Source organism: Sphingobium sp. SG1 (genome assembly GCF_057063145.1).
In genome coordinates this window covers 31,317-52,597 of record NZ_JBVVOJ010000006.1, presented here as the reverse complement: position 1 = coordinate 52,597, position 21,281 = coordinate 31,317, and the positions used below count along the sequence as shown (strand labels likewise).

At 65.3% G+C, this 21,281-nt stretch carries 20 protein-coding genes; 13 read left to right on the top strand and 7 right to left on the bottom strand.

Annotated features, from left to right (window positions below; translation table 11 throughout):
* Positions 1-65 precede the first annotated feature (65 nt).
* Entirely contained in the window at positions 66-956 is an 891-nt protein-coding gene (locus AC0KVN_RS14630; RefSeq protein WP_214863218.1) for a tyrosine recombinase XerC, read from the bottom strand.
* A gap of 247 nt (positions 957-1,203) precedes the next feature.
* On the opposite strand from AC0KVN_RS14630, the gene AC0KVN_RS14625 reads away from it, so the two are divergent.
* The 7 genes from AC0KVN_RS14625 to AC0KVN_RS14595 are packed head-to-tail and all read left to right on the top strand — an operon-like array spanning position 1,204 to position 8,948.
* Positions 1,204-2,082 (top strand): MBL fold metallo-hydrolase, encoded by an 879-nt coding sequence (locus tag AC0KVN_RS14625; RefSeq protein WP_435567131.1) that lies wholly within the window; start codon positions 1,204-1,206, stop codon positions 2,080-2,082.
* Positions 2,067-2,780 (top strand): DUF4230 domain-containing protein, encoded by a 714-nt coding sequence (locus AC0KVN_RS14620; RefSeq protein ID WP_125997159.1) that lies wholly within the window; start codon positions 2,067-2,069, stop codon positions 2,778-2,780. The genes AC0KVN_RS14625 and AC0KVN_RS14620 overlap by 16 nt, the downstream gene beginning before the upstream one ends.
* Before the next feature lie 31 nt (positions 2,781-2,811).
* The gene (gene nadA / locus AC0KVN_RS14615) at positions 2,812-3,798 is read left to right on the top strand and encodes a quinolinate synthase NadA (RefSeq protein WP_037506126.1); all 987 of its coding nucleotides are present in this window, start codon (positions 2,812-2,814) and stop codon (positions 3,796-3,798) included.
* Positions 3,799-3,822: 24 nt separating this feature from the next.
* A complete protein-coding gene (cls, locus tag AC0KVN_RS14610; protein WP_435567129.1) occupies positions 3,823-5,238 on the top strand; it encodes a cardiolipin synthase in 1,416 nt (471 codons plus the stop codon).
* Between the two features lie 32 nt (positions 5,239-5,270).
* Positions 5,271-7,397: a prolyl oligopeptidase family serine peptidase gene (locus tag AC0KVN_RS14605; RefSeq protein WP_435567128.1), complete on the top strand. Its 2,127-nt coding sequence runs from the start codon at positions 5,271-5,273 to the stop codon at positions 7,395-7,397.
* On the top strand, positions 7,394-8,248 hold the full coding sequence (nadC, locus tag AC0KVN_RS14600) for a carboxylating nicotinate-nucleotide diphosphorylase (RefSeq protein WP_435567127.1): 855 nt from the start codon (positions 7,394-7,396) through the stop codon (positions 8,246-8,248). The genes AC0KVN_RS14605 and nadC overlap by 4 nt, the downstream gene beginning before the upstream one ends.
* Positions 8,241-8,948 carry a ribonuclease T2 family protein gene (locus AC0KVN_RS14595; protein ID WP_435567126.1) on the top strand — a complete coding sequence of 236 codons (708 nt, stop codon included), beginning with the start codon at positions 8,241-8,243 and terminating at the stop codon, positions 8,946-8,948. The genes nadC and AC0KVN_RS14595 overlap by 8 nt, the downstream gene beginning before the upstream one ends.
* Before the next feature lie 142 nt (positions 8,949-9,090).
* Here AC0KVN_RS14595 and AC0KVN_RS14590 read toward each other — a convergent pair whose 3' ends face one another.
* Positions 9,091-9,513: a DUF4112 domain-containing protein gene (locus tag AC0KVN_RS14590; protein WP_010336734.1), complete on the bottom strand. Its 423-nt coding sequence runs from the start codon at positions 9,511-9,513 to the stop codon at positions 9,091-9,093.
* A 65-nt stretch (positions 9,514-9,578) separates the two neighbouring features.
* The gene (locus AC0KVN_RS14585; protein ID WP_483656188.1) at positions 9,579-11,087 is read right to left on the bottom strand and encodes an ABC transporter substrate-binding protein; all 1,509 of its coding nucleotides are present in this window, start codon (positions 11,085-11,087) and stop codon (positions 9,579-9,581) included.
* A 246-nt stretch (positions 11,088-11,333) separates the two neighbouring features.
* Between AC0KVN_RS14585 and AC0KVN_RS14580 the strand changes: the two genes are divergently transcribed.
* Complete coding sequence (locus tag AC0KVN_RS14580; protein WP_435567124.1) at positions 11,334-12,773, top strand: porin; 1,440 nt, start codon at positions 11,334-11,336, stop codon at positions 12,771-12,773.
* A gap of 15 nt (positions 12,774-12,788) precedes the next feature.
* Here AC0KVN_RS14580 and AC0KVN_RS14575 read toward each other — a convergent pair whose 3' ends face one another.
* The 3 genes from AC0KVN_RS14575 to rplJ all read right to left on the bottom strand — a co-directional run bounded on the left by AC0KVN_RS14575 (position 12,789) and on the right by rplJ (position 15,414).
* Positions 12,789-14,210, bottom strand: coding sequence for a carboxylesterase/lipase family protein (locus AC0KVN_RS14575; protein WP_435567123.1), 1,422 nt, complete (start codon positions 14,208-14,210; stop codon positions 12,789-12,791).
* Between the two features lie 241 nt (positions 14,211-14,451).
* Complete coding sequence (gene rplL, locus AC0KVN_RS14570; RefSeq protein ID WP_004210471.1) at positions 14,452-14,826, bottom strand: 50S ribosomal protein L7/L12; 375 nt, start codon at positions 14,824-14,826, stop codon at positions 14,452-14,454.
* 72 nt (positions 14,827-14,898) lie between these two features.
* The gene (gene rplJ, locus AC0KVN_RS14565) at positions 14,899-15,414 is read right to left on the bottom strand and encodes a 50S ribosomal protein L10 (protein WP_004210472.1); all 516 of its coding nucleotides are present in this window, start codon (positions 15,412-15,414) and stop codon (positions 14,899-14,901) included.
* 372 nt (positions 15,415-15,786) lie between these two features.
* Here rplJ and AC0KVN_RS14560 point away from each other — a divergent pair, with 372 nt between their 5' ends.
* A complete protein-coding gene (locus tag AC0KVN_RS14560) occupies positions 15,787-16,077 on the top strand; it encodes a type II toxin-antitoxin system RelE/ParE family toxin (protein WP_010336738.1) in 291 nt (96 codons plus the stop codon).
* Between the two features lie 34 nt (positions 16,078-16,111).
* Positions 16,112-16,399, top strand: coding sequence for an addiction module antidote protein (locus AC0KVN_RS14555; protein ID WP_017500300.1), 288 nt, complete (start codon positions 16,112-16,114; stop codon positions 16,397-16,399).
* 55 nt (positions 16,400-16,454) lie between these two features.
* On the opposite strand, the gene AC0KVN_RS14550 is transcribed toward AC0KVN_RS14555, so the two are convergent.
* Positions 16,455-18,560: a RelA/SpoT family protein gene (locus AC0KVN_RS14550; RefSeq protein WP_435567122.1), complete on the bottom strand. Its 2,106-nt coding sequence runs from the start codon at positions 18,558-18,560 to the stop codon at positions 16,455-16,457.
* Between the two features lie 121 nt (positions 18,561-18,681).
* On the opposite strand from AC0KVN_RS14550, the gene AC0KVN_RS14545 reads away from it, so the two are divergent.
* Genes AC0KVN_RS14545 through AC0KVN_RS14535 form a run of 3 tightly spaced genes read left to right on the top strand, consistent with a single transcriptional unit; the run spans position 18,682 to position 21,126 of the window.
* On the top strand, positions 18,682-19,164 hold the full coding sequence (locus AC0KVN_RS14545) for a winged helix-turn-helix transcriptional regulator (protein ID WP_004210475.1): 483 nt from the start codon (positions 18,682-18,684) through the stop codon (positions 19,162-19,164).
* A gap of 55 nt (positions 19,165-19,219) precedes the next feature.
* A complete protein-coding gene (locus tag AC0KVN_RS14540) occupies positions 19,220-20,326 on the top strand; it encodes a sensor histidine kinase (protein WP_004210476.1) in 1,107 nt (368 codons plus the stop codon).
* Positions 20,323-21,126 carry a LytR/AlgR family response regulator transcription factor gene (locus AC0KVN_RS14535; protein ID WP_004210477.1) on the top strand — a complete coding sequence of 268 codons (804 nt, stop codon included), beginning with the start codon at positions 20,323-20,325 and terminating at the stop codon, positions 21,124-21,126. The genes AC0KVN_RS14540 and AC0KVN_RS14535 overlap by 4 nt, the downstream gene beginning before the upstream one ends.
* Positions 21,127-21,281 lie beyond the last annotated feature (155 nt).

Genomic DNA, 21,281 nt, shown 5'->3' with positions numbered 1-21,281 from the left:
CCTCCGGTCGCAACGGGGATCTGTCAGCGAGGCTGACGCAGGATTACGGCGAATCCATGGCCGTTTCAGGCGCGGGGATGGGCGGCGCGATAGACGTCGAGCAGATGGGCGGCATCGACCTGCGTATAGACCTGGGTCGAGGTCAGGCTGGCATGGCCGAGCAGTTCCTGGAGGGAGCGCAGGTCCGCGCCGCGACCGAGCAGATGGGTCGCGAAACTGTGGCGCAGCGCATGGGGCGTGGTCCGGTCGGACAGGCCAAGCCGCCCGCGCGCGCCCTGCACGGACCGGCGGATGAGCGCGGCCGAGAGCGGACCGCCGCGCGCGCCCCGGAACAGCGACTGGTCGCGCTCCGGCGACCAGGGGCATTGGTCGGCATAGGCCTCGATCGCGGCCCGGACCTGCGGCAGCAGCGGCACCAGCCGGGTCTTGCCGCGCTTGCCGGTGACGCGCAGCGTGTCGCCCAGCGGCATGATGTCGCCCATCAGCCCCATCGCCTCGCCAATGCGCAGGCCCGCGCCATAGAGCAGCAGCAGCACCGCCCAGTCGCGCGCGCCGATCCAGTCCTCGCGCGCGCCCTCGGCAATGTCGCCGGCCAGCGCCAGCGCCTCGTCAGGAGAGATCGGGCGTGGCAGGCCGCGCTTGACTCGTGGCCCCTTGAGCTGGGGGACGCGGGCCTCCGCGCCGCCGACAAATTTCAGGAAGCCGCGCACTGCCGACAATTCGCGCGCGGCGGAGATATTGCCGATGCCGTCGACCCGGCGGCTGGCGAGATAGGCGCGCAGGTCCGCCTGCTCCAGCCGGGCAAGGCTGGCGGCGGTCACGGCCTGTCCCTGATGCTCGGCAAGGAAGGCGACCAGCCGCTCGGCGGTGGCGACATAGGCCCGCACCGTATGGGTGGAGCGCCGCCGGTCGAGGCTGAGATGCTGGCGCCAGCGTTCGGGGAGGGAGGGGGTCATGTTGGAAATACCGCGCTTAACTTCGCATATTTCCCGCACATTTTGATAGGATGAAACAAGAGTTGGAAATCTTGTTGCGAGGAACGGGGGATGCGGGGAGGGGCGGCGTTGCGCATGACGGCAGCCTAGCAGAGGGGGGCGATGTAGGACAGGTGGCGCTCTCCTACCTGATCGTCACCCCGGCGAAGGCCGGGTGACGATCATCTGCGGCCCTTGAAATCCGCCGGGAAATGGGCACATGGGAGCCATGGCTACCCCGTTTGATCCGGCCGATTTGCCGACCGGCATCCTGATGACGCTGTCGCCGCTGGTGGCGCGCGTGCTGGCGCCCAATCCGTCGCCCTTCACCTATACCGGCACCCAGACCTATCTGGTCGGTGGCGCGGATGTCGCGGTGATCGATCCGGGGCCGGACGAGGCCGAGCATCTCGACGCGCTGATCGCCGCGATCGGCGGGCGGCGCGTGGTGGCGATCCTCTGCACCCATACCCATCGCGACCATAGTCCGGCGGCGCGGCCGCTGAGCGCGCTGACCGGCGCACCGATCATCGGCTGTGCGCCGCTGACGCTGAGCGACGACGGGCCGCGCGCGGACGCGGCCTTTGACGCGGACTATCGGCCTGACCGGGTGCTGGGCGATGGCGAGCTGGTAGCCGGCACCGGCTGGACGCTGGCGGCGGTGGCGACGCCGGGCCATACGTCCAACCATCTCTGCTTTGCCTTGGCTGAAGACAAGGCGCTGTTCACCGGCGACCATGTGATGGGCTGGTCCACCAGCGTCATTTCCCCGCCCGATGGCGACATGACCGCCTATATGCGATCGATGCAGCGGCTGCTGGAGCGGGACGATATCGTCTATTATCCGGCCCATGGCGAACCGGTGGAAAATCCGCAGCGGCTGGTGCGCGGCATGATGGGCCATCGCAAGCAGCGCGAGGGACAGATCATGCGCTTCCTGGAGCGCAATGGCGACAGCGCCATCCCCGACATGGTGGCGGAGATGTACAAGGGCGTGGACCCGCGCCTTTATGGGGCGGCAGGGCGATCGGTGCTGGCGCACCTGATCGACCTCAATGGCCGGGGTATGGCCGCGCCGCTGGAGGATGGGCGATGGCAGATGCGCTGAAGCGCTATGCCGGGCCGGTCGCGGTCGCGCTGCTGATCCTGATCGTCGGCGGGGCGATGCTGGTCGGCTGGCAGCGCTATAATCGCGACTATGTGGTGAGCGTCGAGGAGGACGGGACGGCGGTGACCAAGGTCATTGCCGAAAGGATCGCCGGCACCAGCAGCCTGAAGGTCTCCGAACTGAGCGGCACGATCCAGAGCAGCGCGCGCGATGTGCGCGGCTTTGGCTGGCTGAAGTCCGATCAGGTGGTGAAGATGCCCTTTTCGGTCGATTATTTCGTCAATGTCGGTGCGATCGGCGCGGATGACCTGGAATGGGATGCGGAGCGCCGCACCCTGATCGTCAACGCACCTGACGTGACCGTCGGCAAGCCCAATGTCGACGAGAGCCAGCGTACTCTGGTGCGCACCGGCGGCCTGTTCGTGACGCGCGAGGCGGGCGAGGAACTGAGCCGGCGCACATCTGCTTACGCGCAGGCGCGGGCCGCCAAATCGGCCGGATCGCCCGAGCGGATGGCGCAGGCGCGCGAATATGGCCGGGCCGCGCTGGTGAAGCTGATGGGCGCGCCGCTGGCGGCGGCCGGGCAGGGCGATGCGCGGGTGATCGTCACTTTCCCGGCGGAACGACCCAATCGCGATCGCTGGGACGTGACCACGCCGGTTAACGAGGTACTGGCAAACCGGAGACAGGCCCGCTAGGGCGCCCGGTAAGACCGAGGAGTCACAGGGTATGAACGCTTTCACCGATATTCCGCAGGGGACGGACCTGCGCGCGGAGATCGACCGCCTGCGCAAGGAGCGCAACGCCGTCATCCTGGGCCATTATTATCAGTCGCCCGAGATTCAGGATCTGTCCGATTTCGTCGGTGACAGCCTGGAACTGTCGCGCAAGGCGGCCGAGACCGACGCCGATGTCATCGCTTTCTGTGGCGTGCGCTTCATGGCCGAAACGGCGAAGATATTGTCGCCGCAGAAGATCGTCGTGCTGCCGGACATGGACGCCGGCTGTTCGCTGGAGGACAGCTGCCCGCCCGCCCAGTTCAAGGCGTTCCGTGAGGCGCATCCCGATCATATTGCGCTCAGCTACATCAACTGTTCGGCCGAGGTGAAGGCGCTGTCCGACATCATTGTCACCAGCTCTTCGGCCGAGAAGATCCTGGCGCAGATCCCCAAGGATCAGAAGATCATCTTCGGCCCCGACAAGCATCTGGGTGGTTACCTGAAGCGCAAGCTGGGACGTGACATGTTGCTGTGGCCGGGCGTGTGCATCGTGCATGAGGCGTTCAGCGAGACCGAATTGCTGAAGCTCAAGGCCCAGCATCCAGACGCGCCGGTCGCCGCGCACCCGGAATGCCCGCCCTATATCGTCGACCATGCCGATTATGTCGGTTCGACCAGCGGCATATTGGACTTTGCCAAGACGATGCCGGGTGACACGCTGATCGTCGCCACCGAACCGCATATCATCCACCAGATGCAAAAAAGCGTGCCGGACAAGAATTTCATCGGCGCGCCGGGCGCGGACGGCAACTGCAACTGCAATATCTGTCCCTATATGGCGCTTAACACGATGGAGAAGCTCTATCTGTCGCTGCGCGACCTGAGCCCGCGCATCGAGATGGACGAGACGCTGCGCGTCGCCGCCAAGAAGAGCCTGGACCGGATGCTGGAAATGGCCAGCGGCACGGTCGGCCAGGGCGATCTGGGCGCACGCTGAGGATAGACGGGGGAGGTCGGTCACATGGTCAACCTCCCCGACAGCGACTTCGGCCTTTTCTATTATTGCCTCGAATGGGCGATCCGCATCGGCGCGCTGATCGCCGTGCCCTTTCGCCGGACGCCGGCGGCGACGCGGGCCTGGCTGCTGCTGATCTTCTTCCTGCCGGTGCCGGGGCTGATCCTGTTCTGGATCATCGGCAGCCCACGTTTCCCCGAATGGCGGCGCGCCCGGTTCGGCGAGCTTGATCCCTGGTTCGGCGGCATTGCCGCGCGGCTGCTGCCCCATGCGCCGTCACCCGACCCTGATCGCGCGCCGATCGTCGACCTCGCCGCAAAGCTGGGCAAGATGCCGGCGACCGGGGGCAACCGGGTCGATCTGATCTTCGACTATATCGTGGCGATCGACCGGCTGGTGGCGGACATCAACGCCGCGCGGCAAAGCGTACGCATCCTCGTCTATATCTTTGCCGATGATGCGGTGGGGCGGCGGGTGGCTGACGCGCTGGGCGCAGCGGTCAAGCGCGGCGTCACCGTGCAGGTGATGTATGACCCCGTCGGATCGCGGCCCTGGCGCAAGGGGATGGAGGCGATGCTGACGACGGCGGGCGTCGAGCTGTGCGCCGCCCTGCCGTTCCGCTGGATCCGCGGGCGGACAAGGCGCGACATGCGCAACCATCGCAAGCTGTTCGTGATCGACGGGATGATCGGCCATGTCGGATCGCAGAATATCGTCGCGCGCGACTTCAAGCCCGGCATCGTCAACCAGGAATTGGTGGCGCGGGTGACCGGGCCGGTGGTGGCGGAGCTGGAGGCGCTGGTGCGCGCCGACTGGTATATGGAGACGCACCAGTTGCCCGATGGGCCGGTGGTCATTCCCGAGCCGGCCGGCGACGCGGTGACGCAATTGCTGCCGAGCGGGTCCAATTATCCGCTGGAAGGGTTCAAGACGCTGCTGGTGTGGCAGCTGCACCAGGCGCGCAGCCATGTGATGCTGGTGACGCCCTATTTCATTCCCGACGATGACCTGGTCGATGCGATGCGCACGGCGGTAGTGCGCGGGGTGAAGGTCGACCTGATCGTGTCCAAGCCGGTGGACCAGTGGCTGGTCCATGCAGCGCAAGCCTCCTATTATGCCGAGCTGATGGCGGCGGGCATCGGCATCCATGCCCACCGGCCCGAATTCGTCCACGCCAAGACGGTCAGCATCGATGGTCGGCTGGCGGTGGTCGGCTCCTCCAATGTCGACATGCGCAGTTTCGAGCTGAACGAGGAGGCGAGCCTGCTCATCTATGACGCGGAAACGGTGGCGGCGGTGGAGCTGGTGCAGCGCCGCTTCATGGCGCGGGCGGAGACGCTGGACCGCGAAACATGGCGGGCGCGGCCGCTCTATCGCAAGGTTGCGGAAAATGTCGCGCGGATGGTGGGCTCGCTGTTGTAACGGCCCCGCATCATCGCCTATCGCATCGGGCCATGAGACATAAGCTGACGCTCCGTTCCGCCCTGATGGCGATCGCCATCGCTTCCGCTCCTGCCCTGATCGCCGCCGCGCCCGCCACGGGCGACGATCCCTATCTCTGGCTGGAGGATATCGAGGGCGCCAAGGCGATCGCGCAGGTCGAGCAGTGGAATGGCGAGACGGAAAAGCTGTTGCGGGCCAGCCCGCGGTTCGAGGCGGACCGGGCGCGCGCGCGCGCGATCCTGGACGATGAAAGCCAGATTGCGGTGCCCGACAAGGTGATGGGCGGCCGCGTCACCAATTTGTGGCGCGACGCGAAGAATCCGCGCGGCCTGTGGCGGTCGAGCGACCTGGCATCCTATCTCGCCGGCAAGCCCAACTGGACGACGATCATCGACGTCGATGCGCTGGGCAAGGCCGAGGGCAAGAGCTGGGTCTGGCATGGCGCCGATTGCCTGGCGCCCGATTACAGCCGCTGCCTGATCTCGCTGAGCGCGGGCGGCACCGATGCCGATGTCGTGCGCGAATATGACCTCGCCACCGGCAAGTTCGTCGAGGGTGGCTTTACCCTGCCCGAAGCCAAGAGTGACGTCGCCTGGGCCGACAAGGACACGCTGCTGGTTGGCACCGACTATGGCGCGGGATCGCTGACCGCGTCGGGCTATCCGCGCATCGTCAAGCGCTGGAAGCGGGGCACGCCATTGTCGGCCGCGACCTTGGTCAAGGAAGGCGTCGACAGCGATATTTCGGTGCGGCCGCGCGTCGAACAGGATGGGGCCAAGCGCTGGGTCTTCATCGACCGGGCGCTGACCTTCTACACCAACGACCTCTATGTCGAGGGCGCGAACGGCGAGCTGATCCGCACGCCGGTGCCCGACACGGCCGATTTCCGCGGCCTGATCGACGGGCAGATGATCGTGCTGCTGAACAAGCCGCTGGGCGACATTCCGACCGGATCGCTGGTGTCCTGGCCGATCGCCGATGTGGCGGCGGGCAAGGCGGGGGCGCCACAGGTCGTGCTGAAGCCGACCGTGACCACCGTGGTCGAGGAAGTGCGCACCACCGACAATATCCTGTGGGTGAAGCAGCTCGACAATGTCTCGGGCGCGCTGCTGGCGATGACCCGCGACGCCGCCACCGGCCGCTGGACCAGCCGTTCGGTGCCGCTGGCCGACAAGGCGACGGTCCATCTGGTCGGCACCGACGACAAGGGCGACCGGGTCTTCGCCTCGGTCGAGGGGATGCTGACCCCGCCGAGCCTGATGGTGGCAGGAGCGCAGGGGCCGGCGCGCACGATCCAGCAACTGCCCGCGCGCTTCGACGCCAGCCAGTTCGTCGTGGAGCAGCGCTTCGCCACGTCGAAGGACGGGACCAAGGTGCCCTATTTCCTGGCGCGCAAGAAGGGCGTGACGGGGCCGGTGCCGGCGTTCATCCATGCCTATGGCGGGTTCCGCGCGGCGCAGACGCCGACCTACCTCACCACCGAACCCTATCGCGCCGGGCCGCTGGGGCTGTTCTGGGTCGAGGATGGCAATGCCTATGTCCTCGCCAATATCCGGGGCGGTGGCGAATATGGCCCGGCCTGGCATCAGGATGCGCTGCGCGAGAAGCGCCAGAATGCGTTCGACGATCTGGCGGCGGTGGCCGAGGATCTGGTCAAGACCGGCGTGTCGACCAAGGGCGATATCGGCATTTCCGGCCGCTCCAATGGCGGCGTGCTGGTCGGCGCGGCGATGACCCAGCGGCCCGACCTGTATGGCGCGGTGATCGCGGGATCGCCGCTGGAGGATATGAAGCGCTATTCGCATCTGTCGGCTGGCGCCTCGTGGGTGGCGGAATATGGCGATCCCGATGTGCCCTCCGACTGGGCGTTCATGTCCAAATGGTCGCCCTATCAGAATGTGAAGACCGGGGTGCACTATCCGCCCGCCTTCTTCTACCTGTCGACCAAGGATGACCGGGTGCATCCGGGCCATGCGCGCAAGATGGCGGCGAAGCTGAAGGCGACCGGCAGCACGGTCTATTATCATGAATATCGCGAGGGCGGCCATTCGGTCGGCGCCGACCATGCCGAGGATGCGGTGCGCGCGGCACTGCTGCACGCCTTCCTGACCCGCGAACTGGTGGAGAAGAAGAAGTGAGCGCGGCTTTCACGCTGGAGGGGTTCGACCTCGACGCCTTTGTCGCGGCAACATTGGCCGAGGATCTGGGGCCGGACGGCCGCGACGTCACCAGCGAGGCGGTGATCCCGGCCGACGCGATCTTCGACGGGGTGATGGACAGCCGCGACGCGGTGACGCTGGCGGGCCTGCCGATCGCGGTCGCCTTCTTCCGCGCGCTCGATCCCGATGTCGAGATCGCGCTGCTGCACCAGGATGGCGATCGGGTGGCGGCGGGGACCGACATCATGCGCATCCGGGGCAAGGCCCGCGCGCTGCTGACGGCCGAGCGTTCGGCGCTCAACACGGTGCAGCATCTGACCGGTATCGCCACCATGACGCGCGCCTATGTCGACGCGATCCTGGGCACGGGCGCGACCTTGCTCGATACGCGCAAGACGATCCCCGGCCTGCGCCGGCTGGAGAAATATGCCACCCGCATGGGCGGCGCGACCAATCATCGCATGGGCCTGTGGGATGCGGCGATGATCAAGGACAATCATGTCGCGGTCGCCGGGTCGGTCGAGGAAGCGGCGCGCCGTGCGGTTGCCGCCGGCATCGCCCAGATCATCGTCGAGGTCGATCGGGTCGACCAGATCGAACCGGCGCTGGCCGCCGGGGCGACCCATTTGCTGCTCGACAATATGGATGCAGCCACGTTGCGCGGCGCCGTCACCCTGGTCGGCGGGCGGGTGCCGACCGAAGCATCGGGCGGCGTCACGCTGGAGACGATCCGCGCCAAGGCGGAGACCGGCGTCACCTATATCAGCGTCGGCCGCCTCACCCAATCTGCCCCTGCCGCCGACATCGGACTGGATTTTTCCCATGCGTAAATATCTGCTGCCCCTGATCGCCCTGCTGCTGCCCGGCATCGCCCACGCCCAGGCCAATCAGTGCCGCCTGCCCGAGATCATCGCCCGCCCGCAGGTGGAGGGGCCGAGCGCCGACGAGCCCAAGCGCGTGCTGCCGATCGGCTATTACACGCTGGCCGTCAGTTGGAGCCCGCAATATTGCAAGACGTCGCGGGGCGGCGCCCGCGATGCCTTCCAGTGCGGGTCGGGCAATGATTTCGGTTTCACCCTGCATGGCCTGTGGCCCGACGGCTATGGCAAGGAATGGCCGCAATATTGCAAACCGGCCGCGCCGTTGCCGCGCAAGGTGATCCGCGAACATCTCTGTTCGACGCCTTCGGTGCAGTTGATCCAGCATGAGTGGGTCAAGCATGGCACCTGCATGCCGACCACGCCGACCAAATTCTTCGCCCTGTCGCGCAAGCTCTATCAGGCGCTGCGCTATCCCGACATGGCGGCGCTGGCCGCGCGGCCGACCCTGTCGGCGCAGGATTTCGCCAAGGCGTTCGCGGCGGAGAACAAGGGCATGGTCGCCGATGGCATCCGCCTGAACGTCAACCGCGACGGCGCGCTGAACGAAGTGTGGATCTGCATGGACCGCAAATATCGCTACATGGCCTGTCCGCCGCAGCAAGGCGGCGTGCGCGACCGGGCGCAGCTGCGGATCGAGCCGCGTCGCTGAGACCCAGGCGCCCTTTCTCGCGTGGGAAGGGCAATGATCGCGGGTCAGGCGGAGGGGCAGCGCTCCATCGAGAGCGGGACACCCCTCCACCGGCTTTGCTGGTCCCCCTCCCCTGGCAGGGGAGGATCAACGATGGTGCATGTCAGCCGTCGATCGTCACCGTCGAGGGATGGTGGCGATCGAGATGCTTGCGGATGATGCGCAGATTCTTCGTGTTCGACTTGTAGAGAAAGTCGAAGATATCGCCGGCAAAGGGGATGGCGCCGACCAGCGTGTCGACGCCGACATTGGCGGCCATGCGGGTGAGCTGCCATTTCGACAGGCCGAGATTGCGGGCTTCCCACACGATCCAGGCGCCCATGGCGGCGGTCGCAATGTCGCCGACGACGGGGACGAGGCCGATCAGGCTGTCCATGCCGACCCGGCGCTTGGTGCCGGGGATGACGAACAGCCCCTCCAGCACGGCCTCCATCATCTCGATCCGGCGACGGATCGAGGCGGGGTCGCGGCCGAAACCGGGCATGTCACGAACAAGGTCATCGAACTGCTTGGCCGAAACGGGCATTCCATCACTCTCCAAAGCCCCGTGCTGCCGGATAACGTCCGGCGCGGCAAAAAGGGCGCAGATCCTTAATTGGTGCTGCGGAAGAGATGGTTCAATGGGTGGCGGCCACGCGGCGAGGGCAGAAAGCCGCTGAGCCGTTTCGACACCAGCGACCAGCGGATCGGTGCGCCGAGCGGAATATAGCCATCATGGCCCTGAATGAGGCCCACCGCCTGGGCGACGCGGGCGGCGCGTTCCTCCGCCGTGCTGGCGAGGCTGGCGGCCTGCAGCGCGGCTTCGCCCTCCGGGCTGCAGTGAATCTTGCGGGCACAGCCGATGCGGCCGAGATACCAGAGCGCGCTGTCATAGGCGGCGACCTCGTCGATCAGGGACAGGTCCGCCTTGTCGGCCAGGTCGACCCGCTCTGCGGCAAGGCCGATGGCGCCCAGATCGCGGGCCAACAGGCCGAACAACAGGGTCGAGCCGGGGCCGGCGGGCAGGGCGATGCGCAGCGGCGGCGGATCGCCATGGGTATTGCGCCAGCGGTCGATGATGGCGCGGCCCTGTGCGCGGCGATCATCCATCGCCTGTCCGACCCAGGCGGGCGTGGGTGGCGCCACCGGCAGGTCGAGCTGGCCGGGCAGCAACTGCTCGCTGATCGCCCAGCCGCCCAGCGGGAACATCTGGAGCAGCTGGTTGCGATCGACCGCCATGTTGATCGCGACGCGCACGCCGTCATCGTCGAGCAGATCGCCCTTGCCGGTGACGGCAAGGCCCAGCAGCCCCTGCACCGGGTCCATCCGCACCGCGTCGCGATCGATGCCGGCGGGCACCAGCAGGGGCAGGTCTGCATAGCGGCCGCCCAGCACCAGCGCCGACTGTTTCTCGCGGAAGCGGATGATGGCGAGGGATGCACGCTCGGCGCGCAGCACGCGGGTTTGCCAGGCGGGGACGCCGGCTTCTTCCTCATCGCTGTCGGCATCGTCGCCGCTGAGGCGATCGACCGGGGCGAGCATCGCCGCGCCGCTGCGCCAGACGCTGCGATAGGGGCCGGTGCCGCCGTCGCGCGACAGCACCGCCATTTGCGGCTGGGCCAGCATCTGCAGCACATAGGGTCGGGGTGCGGCCATGCGAATCTCGATCACCTCGCCGGTCATCGGCACGACCGCCTCTACCGCGTCGAGCGGTCCGTCGGGGTCGAGCTGGCGCAGCATCTCGATCCGCGCCATCAGCATGCGGGCGACATCGGGCGCGGTGACGCGGGCGCCATTGGCCCAGAAGGCGCGGCGCAGGCGGAAGATATAGCTGCGCCCATCATCCTCCACCACCCAGCGCTGGGCGAGGGCCGGCAAGATGTCGCCGCCTGCATCGAAGGCGACCAGCCCCTGGGCGGTGGCCTCCAGGATCAGCTTCGCCGCCGGATTGGGCAGGTTCTGCAAGGGCTTGGCAAGTTCGGTGCGGCTGCCGATGACGCTGACCACCACCGGGCCGCTGCCTTCGTCGGAGCAGCTGCCGAGCGCGAGGCCGAGGCTGGCCCCGGCGATCAGGGCGGCGCGGCGCGACAGGCGACGCAGGCGGGGCGGGACGGCGAACATGCAGGAACGGGCTTAAAGCGTTTTCCAATCAGGTGGAATCACCTGATGACTCGGAAAAGGCGGGAAATCAAAAATATGGAGCAGCCGATCCGGCACAGCCGGATCGAAATCTGCTCCAGCCCGATGGGGCGCCGCCGCCAACCGCGATCGGCGCTTTTGCCAATGTAACAAAACCGACATCTGAAAGACGCTGCGATGTAACATAAGATTCATACTGGCGTCCCCGAAACAGGGGAATGGACAGGAATGACGCTCCGATTGCGACTGGCCGCCGGCACCGCGCTGGCGACGCTGATGATCTCCACGCCGGCACAGGCGCAGGATAATGCGGCCTTGCAGCGCCAGATCGACGAACTCAAGGCGCAGGTGCAGGCGCTGACCGCCGCACTGGCGGCCAACAAGAGCGCGCCGCCGGTGGCGGCCGCGCCAGCGCCCGCGGTGGAGGCCGCTTCAGCGCCTGCTGCGCCCGTCGCCCTTGCCGCTGCACCGGCCGCACCGGCGGCCGTCCCGGTGTCTGCGGACGCGCCCAAGTCCAAGGCCTGGTATGAGAAGCTGTCGCTGCGCGGCTATACCCAGATGCGCTACAATGGCTTCCTGTCGGGTGACGATACGGCGCCGTCCGGCCAGTCCCGGCTCCGTTCGCCCCATGACAGTTCGATCTCCGACCGTGGCGGCTTCTCGCTGCGTCGGGCGCGGCTGGTGCTGCAGGGTGATGTGTCCGATCGGGTGTCGCTCTATCTCCAATCCGATTTCGCGTCGGCGGTGAACAACCAGGCGGGCAGCGAGCGGCGCGAGGGCTTCGTCCAGCTGCGCGATGCCTATGCCGATGTCTTCCTCGACAAGCAGAAGAATTGGCGTGTGCGCTTCGGCCAGTCGAAGGTGCCGTTCGGCTGGGAGAATATGCAGTCCTCGTCCAACCGGCTGACGCTGGATCGCAGCGACGCGATCAACAGCGCGGTGCCGAGCGAGCGCGATCTGGGCATTGTCGGCTATTATACGCCGACATCGGTGCAGCAGATCTGGGACCGGCTGGGGCATGACGGACAGAAGCTGTTCGGCAATTATGGCGCGTTCGGCCTGGGCGTCTTCAACGGCCAGGGCACCAACCGGACCGAGCAGAATCGCGGGCTGATGAAGGTGGCGTTCGCGACCTGGCCGTTCGAGCTGGACGGGCTGGGCGGTGCCTTTGAAGGCCAGGTGCTGGAAATCGGCGGATCGGCGATGATGAACGATGTGCAGCCCGAACTGCGCAGCGGCGGCGTCAGCACGATTGCCTATGACGATGATCGCGTCGGCCTGCACGCCATTCTCTATCCCCAGCCCTTCGGCATCCAGGCCGAATGGAATTGGGGCAAGGGGCCGGAATATGACGTCGCCAGCCAGTCGATCGAGACCAAGAATCTGAGCGGTGGCTATGTCCAGATGATGTATCGCCTGCCGACCGAGACGATCGGCGCGCTGATGCCCTATGGCCGCTGGCAGCATTATCGCGGCGGGTGGAAGGCCGGCACTAACGCGCCGCGGCTGGAAACCGACGAGTTCGAACTGGGTGTGGAATGGCAGCCGTGGAAGGCGCTGGAATTCACCTTCGCCTATAGCCGGATGAAGCGCGCCGAAGCCGATGAACGGCGCACCGGCCGGGCGGAAGGCAATCTGATCCGCACCCAGGTGCAGTGGAACTACTGACCGGCCATGCCCCTGTTAGGGCGTGACCGGCGGTAGCGGATCCTTCTGCGCTGCGGCCTTGCCGTCGGGGTTGAAGAGCATGATCCGGTCCTCGCTCGCGTCATAGCGCGGCCAGGCGGCAAGGCCGGTGCCGTTCGGATCGCCGCTGCGCGCGAAATTGACGATATAGGCGCTGATGGTGCGGCCCATATCATTGTCGCGTGGCGTGGTCGCGGCGCCATATTTGATCGCCTGGGTGTCAAAGAAATAGGGGATGTCGGTGGCATGGCCCGCGCCGGGCTTGCCCACCGAAGTGGCAACATAGTCGAAGCGATAGGCATAGACCGGCAGCTTGGCCGCCGCGAGCGTGGCGGCGACGGTGCGGGCGCCGCCGACCATGAAGCCGGTCGGCCCGCCAATATCGGCGCCGGTCGCGCCGACCATCACCGGCACATGGGCGAAATTGCCGGCCGCATAGGCTGCGGCGGGATTGACCGCGATCCTGCCGTCGGGGAAGGGCGGGCTGTAGGGGCCGAGCTGGCCCTTGAACATGCCTTCCAGGTTGAGGCCGTCGATCACCTGGTCGGCGGGGAGGGCGCGCAGCGCCTTGAGCGCGGCGGCATCGCTGCCCTTGATCCCCTTGGTCGCGGCAAAGGCTTCGCCGATCGTCGCGGCGCTGCCATCCTTTGGCCCCATCATCTGGCCATCGCCGCCCGACATGATGACCGCGCGCTGGAACAGGCCCTGTGACAAAGGCGAGGTCAGCAGCGCGTGGACCGACATGCCGCCCGCGCTTTCGCCGATGATGGTGATGTTGGCGGGATCGCCGCCGAAGCGGGCGATGTTGCGCTTCACCCATTGCAGCGCCGCGACCTGGTCCATCAGGCCGTAATTGCCGGCGAGGCCCTTGTCCTCGTTCGCGGCGGCAAGGGCGGGGTGGGCGAAGGTGCCGAAGCGGCCGAGCCGATAGTTGAAGCTGACCACCATCAGCCCCTGCTTCGCGAGCGCCGCGCCCGAATAGGTCGGCGGGGAGGAGCCGCCATTCACGAAGCCGCCGCCATAGATCCAGAACAGGACCGGCAGCTTGGCGGTGGCGCCGGCGGGCTTCCAGACATTGGCGTAGAGGCAGTCCTCGGCCGGCGGGGTGCCGAGCGGCGCGGCGTCGCTGGGGAAGGGAAGCTGCATGCAGTCGTTGCGATAGGCGGTGGCTTCGCGCACCCCCTGCCAGCGGGCCACCGGCTGGGGCATGCGCCAGCGCAGGTCGCCGACCGGCGGCGCGGCAAAGGGAATGCCCTTCCAGCTTTCCACCCCGGCGTCGAGCGCGCCATGGACGATACCCGCCTCGGTCTGGACCATCTGTGGCTGGGGCGTGGGGGAACGGGCGGCAAGCGGCGCCGTGCCAAGGGCGCTGGTGCCGAGCAACAGGGCGCCCAGCCCGATGATAGTGGTCCGCCGCATCGCCTGCATCCTCCATTCCATTCTGTGGGCGGGAATAGAGGCAAATATGGCGCGGAAATCAATCCGCTTGATCGGACAAAGAAAAAGGGGCGGCGCCCGAAGGCACCACCCCAAATTTCTCCGGCCCAGAGCCTGATCGTTGTCGGTAGAGGCGCTTGGCGCTTCTGCCGACGACGTGAATCAGGCTCTTTCCATAAGGAAACCGGAAAGCCGGGCCTTGCCGAAGCAAGGCCGCAACAGCTTACTTCAGCTCGACGGTCGCGCCGGCTTCTTCCAGCTGCTTCTTCAGCTTTTCAGCTTCGTCCTTGCTGGCGCCTTCCTTGACAGCCTTCGGGGCGCCTTCGACCAGAGCCTTGGCTTCGGTCAGGCCCAGGCCGGTGATGGCGCGGACTTCCTTGATGACGTTGATCTTCTTGCCACCGTCGCCGGTCAGGATCACGTCGAATTCGGTCTGCTCTTCAGCAGCCGGAGCGGCGCCGCCAGCAGCCGGAGCGGCCACAGCGACAGCAGCGGCGGCCGAAACGCCCCACTTTTCTTCCAGAGCCTTCGACAGCTCAGCGGCTTCGAGGACGGTGAGGGCCGAGAGCTGATCGACCAGAGCGTTGATGTCTGCCATTTTTCAATTCCTTCTAAGGGGCGATCGCCCCGAACAAATGAGGTTCAAAAGTTAATGAGGATGAGGGGCGGCTCAGGCCGCTTCCTTCTCCGCATAGGCGTTGAAGACGCGCGCAAGCTGCGCAGCCGGTGCCTGGGTGACGGTTGCGAGCTTGGTAGCCGGGGCGACCAGAAGGCCGACCAGCTTCGCACGCAGTTCATCCAGCGACGGCATCGATGCCAGGGCCTTGACGCCCTCCGCATCGAGCAGCACTTCGCCCATCGCGCCGCCAACGATCTCAAGCTTGTCGTTGGTCTTCGCGAAATCGACTGCAACCTTGGCGGCTGCAACCGGATCGACCGAGGAGGCGAGGCCGACGGGGCCGGTCAGCAGGTCGCTGATGCCGGTATAGTCGGTGCCTTCGAGGGCGATCTTGACGAGGCGGTTCTTCGTAACCTTGTAGGACGCACCGGCGTCGCGCATCTTCTGGCGCAGGACGGTCGACTGAGCGACGGTCATGCCGAGGTTGCGGGTCACGACGACCACGCCAACTTCTGCCAGCTGAGCGTTCAGCGCGGAGACGATCTCAGATTTCTGATTACGATCCATGCCATTCTCCACTTCATGTTCGCGTCGCTTGCGCCACGCGAACGGCTAAAACCCATGGCAAGCCATGGGGCAGTTAAGTCCGAAGGGGAGAGGTCGACTGGCCCATATCCTCGAAAAGGAAATCAGGCAGACCCGAATCGGGCGCATGGCCCGTCCGGTAAAGAACTTTTCCCCGTCTAGGCTGGAGATTAAGAAGGGCAAATTCCCTTCACCAACTGTCTCGGACGGAAGACCAATGGCATGAGCCACGGGTCTGCTGGGGCGCCCTTACAGATTTTGGGCATGGAGCGCAACGGATAAACGCTGGCAGGACGGCGGGTGCGGCCGACGATGGCTTGATAAGCGTTGGTGTGTCACATATGTGTTGTCGGCATGGAAGTGCTGCAAACGCCGGTCTTTGCAGAATGGTTTGCCGCGCTTCGCGATCGCCGGGCGCGGTCGAAGATTGCCGGGCGTATTGCGCGCTTCGAACTGGGATTGCTGGGCGATGTGAAGTCGGTGGGCGATGGCGTGCTGGAGGCGCGTGTCGATTTCGGTCCGGGCTATCGCCTCTATTTCGTGCGGCGCGGGGATCGGCTGATCGTCCTGCTGGTTGGTGGCGACAAGTCGAGCCAGCCGCGGGACATCGCCAGGGCAAAGGATATGGCGGCCCGGATCGATTGAGCTGTCCCTCATCGACCCGGCCAAGGAGGCTGGTATGACGATCGAATTGACCCGCTTTGATGCGGCTGAGGCGCTGACGCAAGCGGAGGATCAGGCGGAACTGCTCGCCGATGCGTTCGCCACCGGTGACGTGCATGTCATCACCCAGGCCATCGGGATTGTGGCGCGGGCGCATGGCATGACCGAACTGGCAAAGGAGACCGGCATGAAGCGCCAGCAACTTTATCGGATGCTTGGCCCCGAGGGAAATCCGACGCTGGGCAGCATGTTGAAGCTGCTGCCGGCGCTGGGCCTGCGGATGCGGGTCGAGGCGGCCGCCTGATCGATGGCCTGCTTCGGCGGTGGCGATAGGTGCCACCGCCGAAGCGAGGATGGTCCTAGACCCGGTCCGCCTGCACCACCGTATCGAGGGCACGGAGTGCGGAGACGATGCGGCTCAGATGCTGGGCGTCGGCCACTTCCAGGTCGATGATGTCGGTGTGGAAGGGGCCTTCGCGATTGACCAGTTGCAGGTTGAGGATGTTCGCCTTGGTCGCGCCGAACACATTGGCGACCGCGGCGAGGGCGCCGGGCTGGTTCATGACGATGACCTGCAGCCGGGCGGTGCCGCCCTTGGACTTGCTGTCCCAGCTGAGGTCGACCCAGTCGTCGTCCTGGCCCGCCTCCAGCGTGCGGCAGTCGATGGTGTGGACCTCGATCGGCTCGCCGGTGCGGCGGATGCCGACGATGCGGTCGCCTGGCACCGGGTGGCAGCATTCGCTCAGCTTGTAGGCGATGCCCGGCGTCAGGCCGCGGATCGAGACCGGGGCATGCTGGCGCGGATGGGCTTCCACCAGTTCCTCGCCGCTGGTGGAGCCGGGGATCAGCGCCTCCATCACTTCGGAATCGAGCAGGCGATGGGTGGCGATCGCCACCATCAGCGAGGCGCGATCCTCCAGCTTCAATCGCTTGAGCGCGGCGTTGAGCGCCTTGTCGCCCAGCTCGCTCGCCAGTTCGGGCGAGAAGCGGCCGATGATTTCCTCATAGAGTTTTTCGCCCAGCGCCACTTCCTCGCCGCGCTGCTTCTGGCGGATGAAGCGGCGGATGGCGGCGCGCGCCTTGCCGGTGATGGCGAAGCTGAGCCAGCCGGGCTGGGGTTCCTGGCCGGCGGATTTCAGGATTTCGACCTGGTCGCCATTTTCAAGAGAGGTGCGCAGCGGCACCACCCGGCCATTCACCTTCGCCCCCACGGTCTGGTTGCCGAGCGAGGTGTGGACGGCATAGGCGAAGTCGACCGGGGTCGACCCCTTGGGCAACTGGTGCAGCTCCCCCTTGGGCGAGAAGGCGAAGATGCGATCCTGATACATCGCCATGCGGGTATGTTCGAGCAGCTCGTCGGCATCCTGGCTCTGTTCCAGGATTTCGACCAGGTCGCGCAGCCAGGCCGCATTCTGGTCGGTGGCGTCGCCCTTCTGCTTGTAGGCCCAGTGCGCCGCGAGGCCGAGTTCGGCGTCATTATGCATGTCGCGGCTGCGGATCTGCACCTCGATACGGGCATTTTCCTGATGGATGACCGTGGTGTGCAGCGAGCGATAGCCGTTGCGCTTGGGGGTGGAGATATAGTCCTTGAACCGGCCCGGCACCATCTTGAAGGTCTGGTGGATGACGCCGAGCGCGCGATAGCAATCCTCGGTCGTTTCCGTGATGACGCGGAAAGCCATGACGTCGGTCAGCTGTTCAAAGCTGATGTGCCGTTCCTGCATCTTCTTCCAGATGGAATAGGGATGCTTCTCGCGGCCCGACACGGTGACGGACAGATTATGGCTGCCCAGCAGCAATTGCAGTTCCGCGCCGATCCGGTCGACCTTGTCATGGCCGCCTTCCTTCAGCTGCTCCAGCCGCTTGGTGATGCTGTCATAGGCTTCGGGTTCCAGCACGCGGAACGAGAGAAGCTGCATCTCGCGCATGAAGTCATACATGCCGATCCGCTCCGCCAGCGGGGCATAGATGTCCATCGTCTCCTTGGCGATGCGACGGCGCTTCTGCTCATTCTTGATGAAGTGCAGCGTGCGCATATTGTGCAGCCGGTCGGCCAGCTTCACCAGCAGCACGCGGATATCGTCCGACATGGCGAGCAGGAACTTGCGCAGATTTTCGGCCGCCCGCTCATTTTCGGACATGGCCTCGATCTTGGAGAGCTTGGTCACGCCGTCGACCATGCGGGCGACATCCTTGCCGAAGGCCTCCTCGATCTCGTCATAGGTGACCAGCGTATCCTCGATCGTGTCGTGCAGCAGCGCCGTCACGATCGTCTGGTCGTCCAGATAGAAGTCGGTCAGGATACCCGCGACCTCGATCGGATGGCTGAAATAGGGGTCACCGCTGGCACGCTTTTGTGAGCCATGCTTCTGGACGGAGAAGACATAAGCGCGGTTGATCATCGCTTCATCCGCATCCGGATCGTAGCGCTTTACCCGTTCGACAAGTTCATATTGACGTAGCATCGTTTCCCGATTGTGTGGGAAGCGCCTTGCAGCGCAACAAAAAAATCCCGATCTGTGTGATTTGGGTTGCCTTTGTGCAACTTTTGCAACGGTTGCCGCTTTGCGCTATTAGATCGACATCATGAAACATAATCTTGCCCAGGACCTGGAACAATGCGCCCTTCCCGCCGCGCTGGAGGCGATGGGTGAGCGCTGGTCCTTCCTGATCCTGCGCGGTGCCCTGTCGGGCATTCGCCATTTCGAGGAGTTCCAGTCGACGCTGGGCATCGCCCGCAACATCCTGGCCAACCGCCTCGCGCGGCTCGTCGAAAATGGCATCATGCTGCGCCAGCCGATGCAATGCGACCGGCGCAAGGTCGAATATCGGCTGACGGAAAAGGGGCAGGAACTGGCCCCCGCGATGATTGCGCTGCGCCAGTGGGGCGAGAAATGGGGCAGCGCGCCGCCCTTCTGCCAGGTGCTGGCGGACAAGCGCGATGGCATGCCGATCCGCGCGATCGCGATCCAGGCGCATGACGGCCGCACGCTGGACCTGAGCGACCTGGTCTGGCTGTGCCGCGACGAAGTGACCCCGATGGCGCAAGAGCCGGCTGCGGCGGCCTGATACCGGACGACGGGGCGGCTTCACCATGGCGCTGAAATCGCCTAGGCTGTCGGCAATGTCAGTCCATCCCCTGCAGCCCAAACCCTTTTTCGCGGACAAGAATCGCGCTTTCTGGAACCTCCAGTCGCTTGGCTGGGCCGGGGCCTTCCTGCTGCGCGGGTCGTCCACCATCGCCAATGGTCAGCCGCTCTCCAGCCTGATCCCGGTGCTGATCTCCACCGTCACCGGCTATTCGGCGACCTTGCTGATCGCTGTCGCCTTCCGCTTCCTGCAGAAACAGCGGCCGATCCTCACCTGGGGCGCGTCGATCGTCACCGTGGTCGCCGCTGCCGCGATGGTCGCCTTCATCGATGCCTGGGTCTTTTCGACCCAGAACAAGGGCAGCGAAACCGCCGGGTTGCAGCTGTTCCTAGGCGCCTTCTATCTGTCGATGACGCTGCTGGGTGCCTGGTCGGCGCTCTATTATGCGATCAACTTCTACCTGACGGTGGAGGAACAGGCGGACCAGCTGCTGCATCTGGAGAATCAGGCGTCGAGCGCGCAGCTCGCCATGCTGCGCTATCAGCTCAATCCGCATTTCCTGTTCAACACGCTCAATTCCATCTCGACCCTGGTGCTGCTCAAGGAAACGACGCGCGCCAATGCGATGCTGTCGCGGCTGTCCTCCTTCCTGCGCTACACACTGATCAACGAGCCGACCGCGCAGGTGACGATCGAGCAGGAGATTGAGACGCTGAAACTCTATCTGGAGATCGAGAAGATGCGCTTCGAGGACCGGCTGCGCCCGTCCTTCGACGTCCATCCCTCGGTCGCCCATGCACGCCTGCCGTCGCTGCTGCTGCAGCCGCTGGTGGAAAATGCGATCAAATATGCGGTCACGCCCAAGGAAGAAGGGGCGGAAATCTCGGTCTCGGCGCAACCCGCCGGTGAAAATGTCCGGATCGTCGTGTCGGACAGCGGGCCGGGATTGAACGATGGCGCAATGAAGCCACACATTCCGGTCAGCGAGGGGACGGGCGTCGGCCTGCCGAACATCCGGGACCGGTTAATTCAGGCCTTCGGGGAACGACAGCGGTTCGAAACGCGTTCCACGCAAAGCGGATTTTCGGTCATCATCGAAATTCCGCTTAACATGGATGAAACATCGAAAGTGGCCGCATGACCATCAGAACAATCCTCGTCGACGACGAAAGCCTGGCTATCCAAGGCCTTAAGCTCCGTCTGCAAGCGCATGAGGATGTCGAAATCATCGAGACCTGCACCAATGGCCGCGAAGCCATCCGTGCCATCAAGACGCATAAACCCGACCTTGTGTTCCTCGATATCCAGATGCCCGGCTTCGACGGCTTCTCCGTCGTCCAGGGGATGATGGAGGTCGAACCACCGTTGTTCATCTTCGTCACCGCCTATAGCGACCATGCGATCCGCGCGTTCGAGGCACAGGCGGTCGATTATCTGATGAAGCCGGTGGACGAAGGCCGCCTGGCCGATGCGCTCGACCGGGTGCGCCTGCGCCTGTCCGAGAAGAAGCAGGTTCAGGAAGCGGAAAAGCTGCGTGAGGTGCTGGCCGAAGTGGCGCCCGACGCGATGCACGATTTTGCCAATGGCGACGAGGATGCGCCGGCGTCGAACCGCTTCGAGAAACTGATCAACATCAAGGATCGCGGGCAGATTTTCCGCGTCGACGTGGATTCGATCGAGCGGATCGACGCGGCGGGCGACTATATGTGCATCTATACCGCCGACAACTCGCTGATCCTGCGCGAGACGATGAAGGATCTGGAAAAGCGGCTCGACCCGCGCAATTTCCAGCGCGTCCATCGTTCGACCATCGTCAACCTGAGCCAGGTGCGTCAGGTGAAGCCCCATACCAACGGCGAATGCTTCCTGGTGCTGGAATCCGGCGCCCAGGTGAAGGTCAGCCGTTCCTACCGCGACGTCGTCGCGCGTTTCGTCCACTGACGAAACGGCGCCGGCCGCCCGTGCAGGGGCGGCCGGCCGTTTGGTGGGGGATGGCCTGAACCGATCCCGGAGTCTGTTTGGAAAAATCGCGAAAGAGCGATTTTTCGGTACGGTACCAGCCCGCTCCTCCGCCCAACCACCCGACAGGATGACAC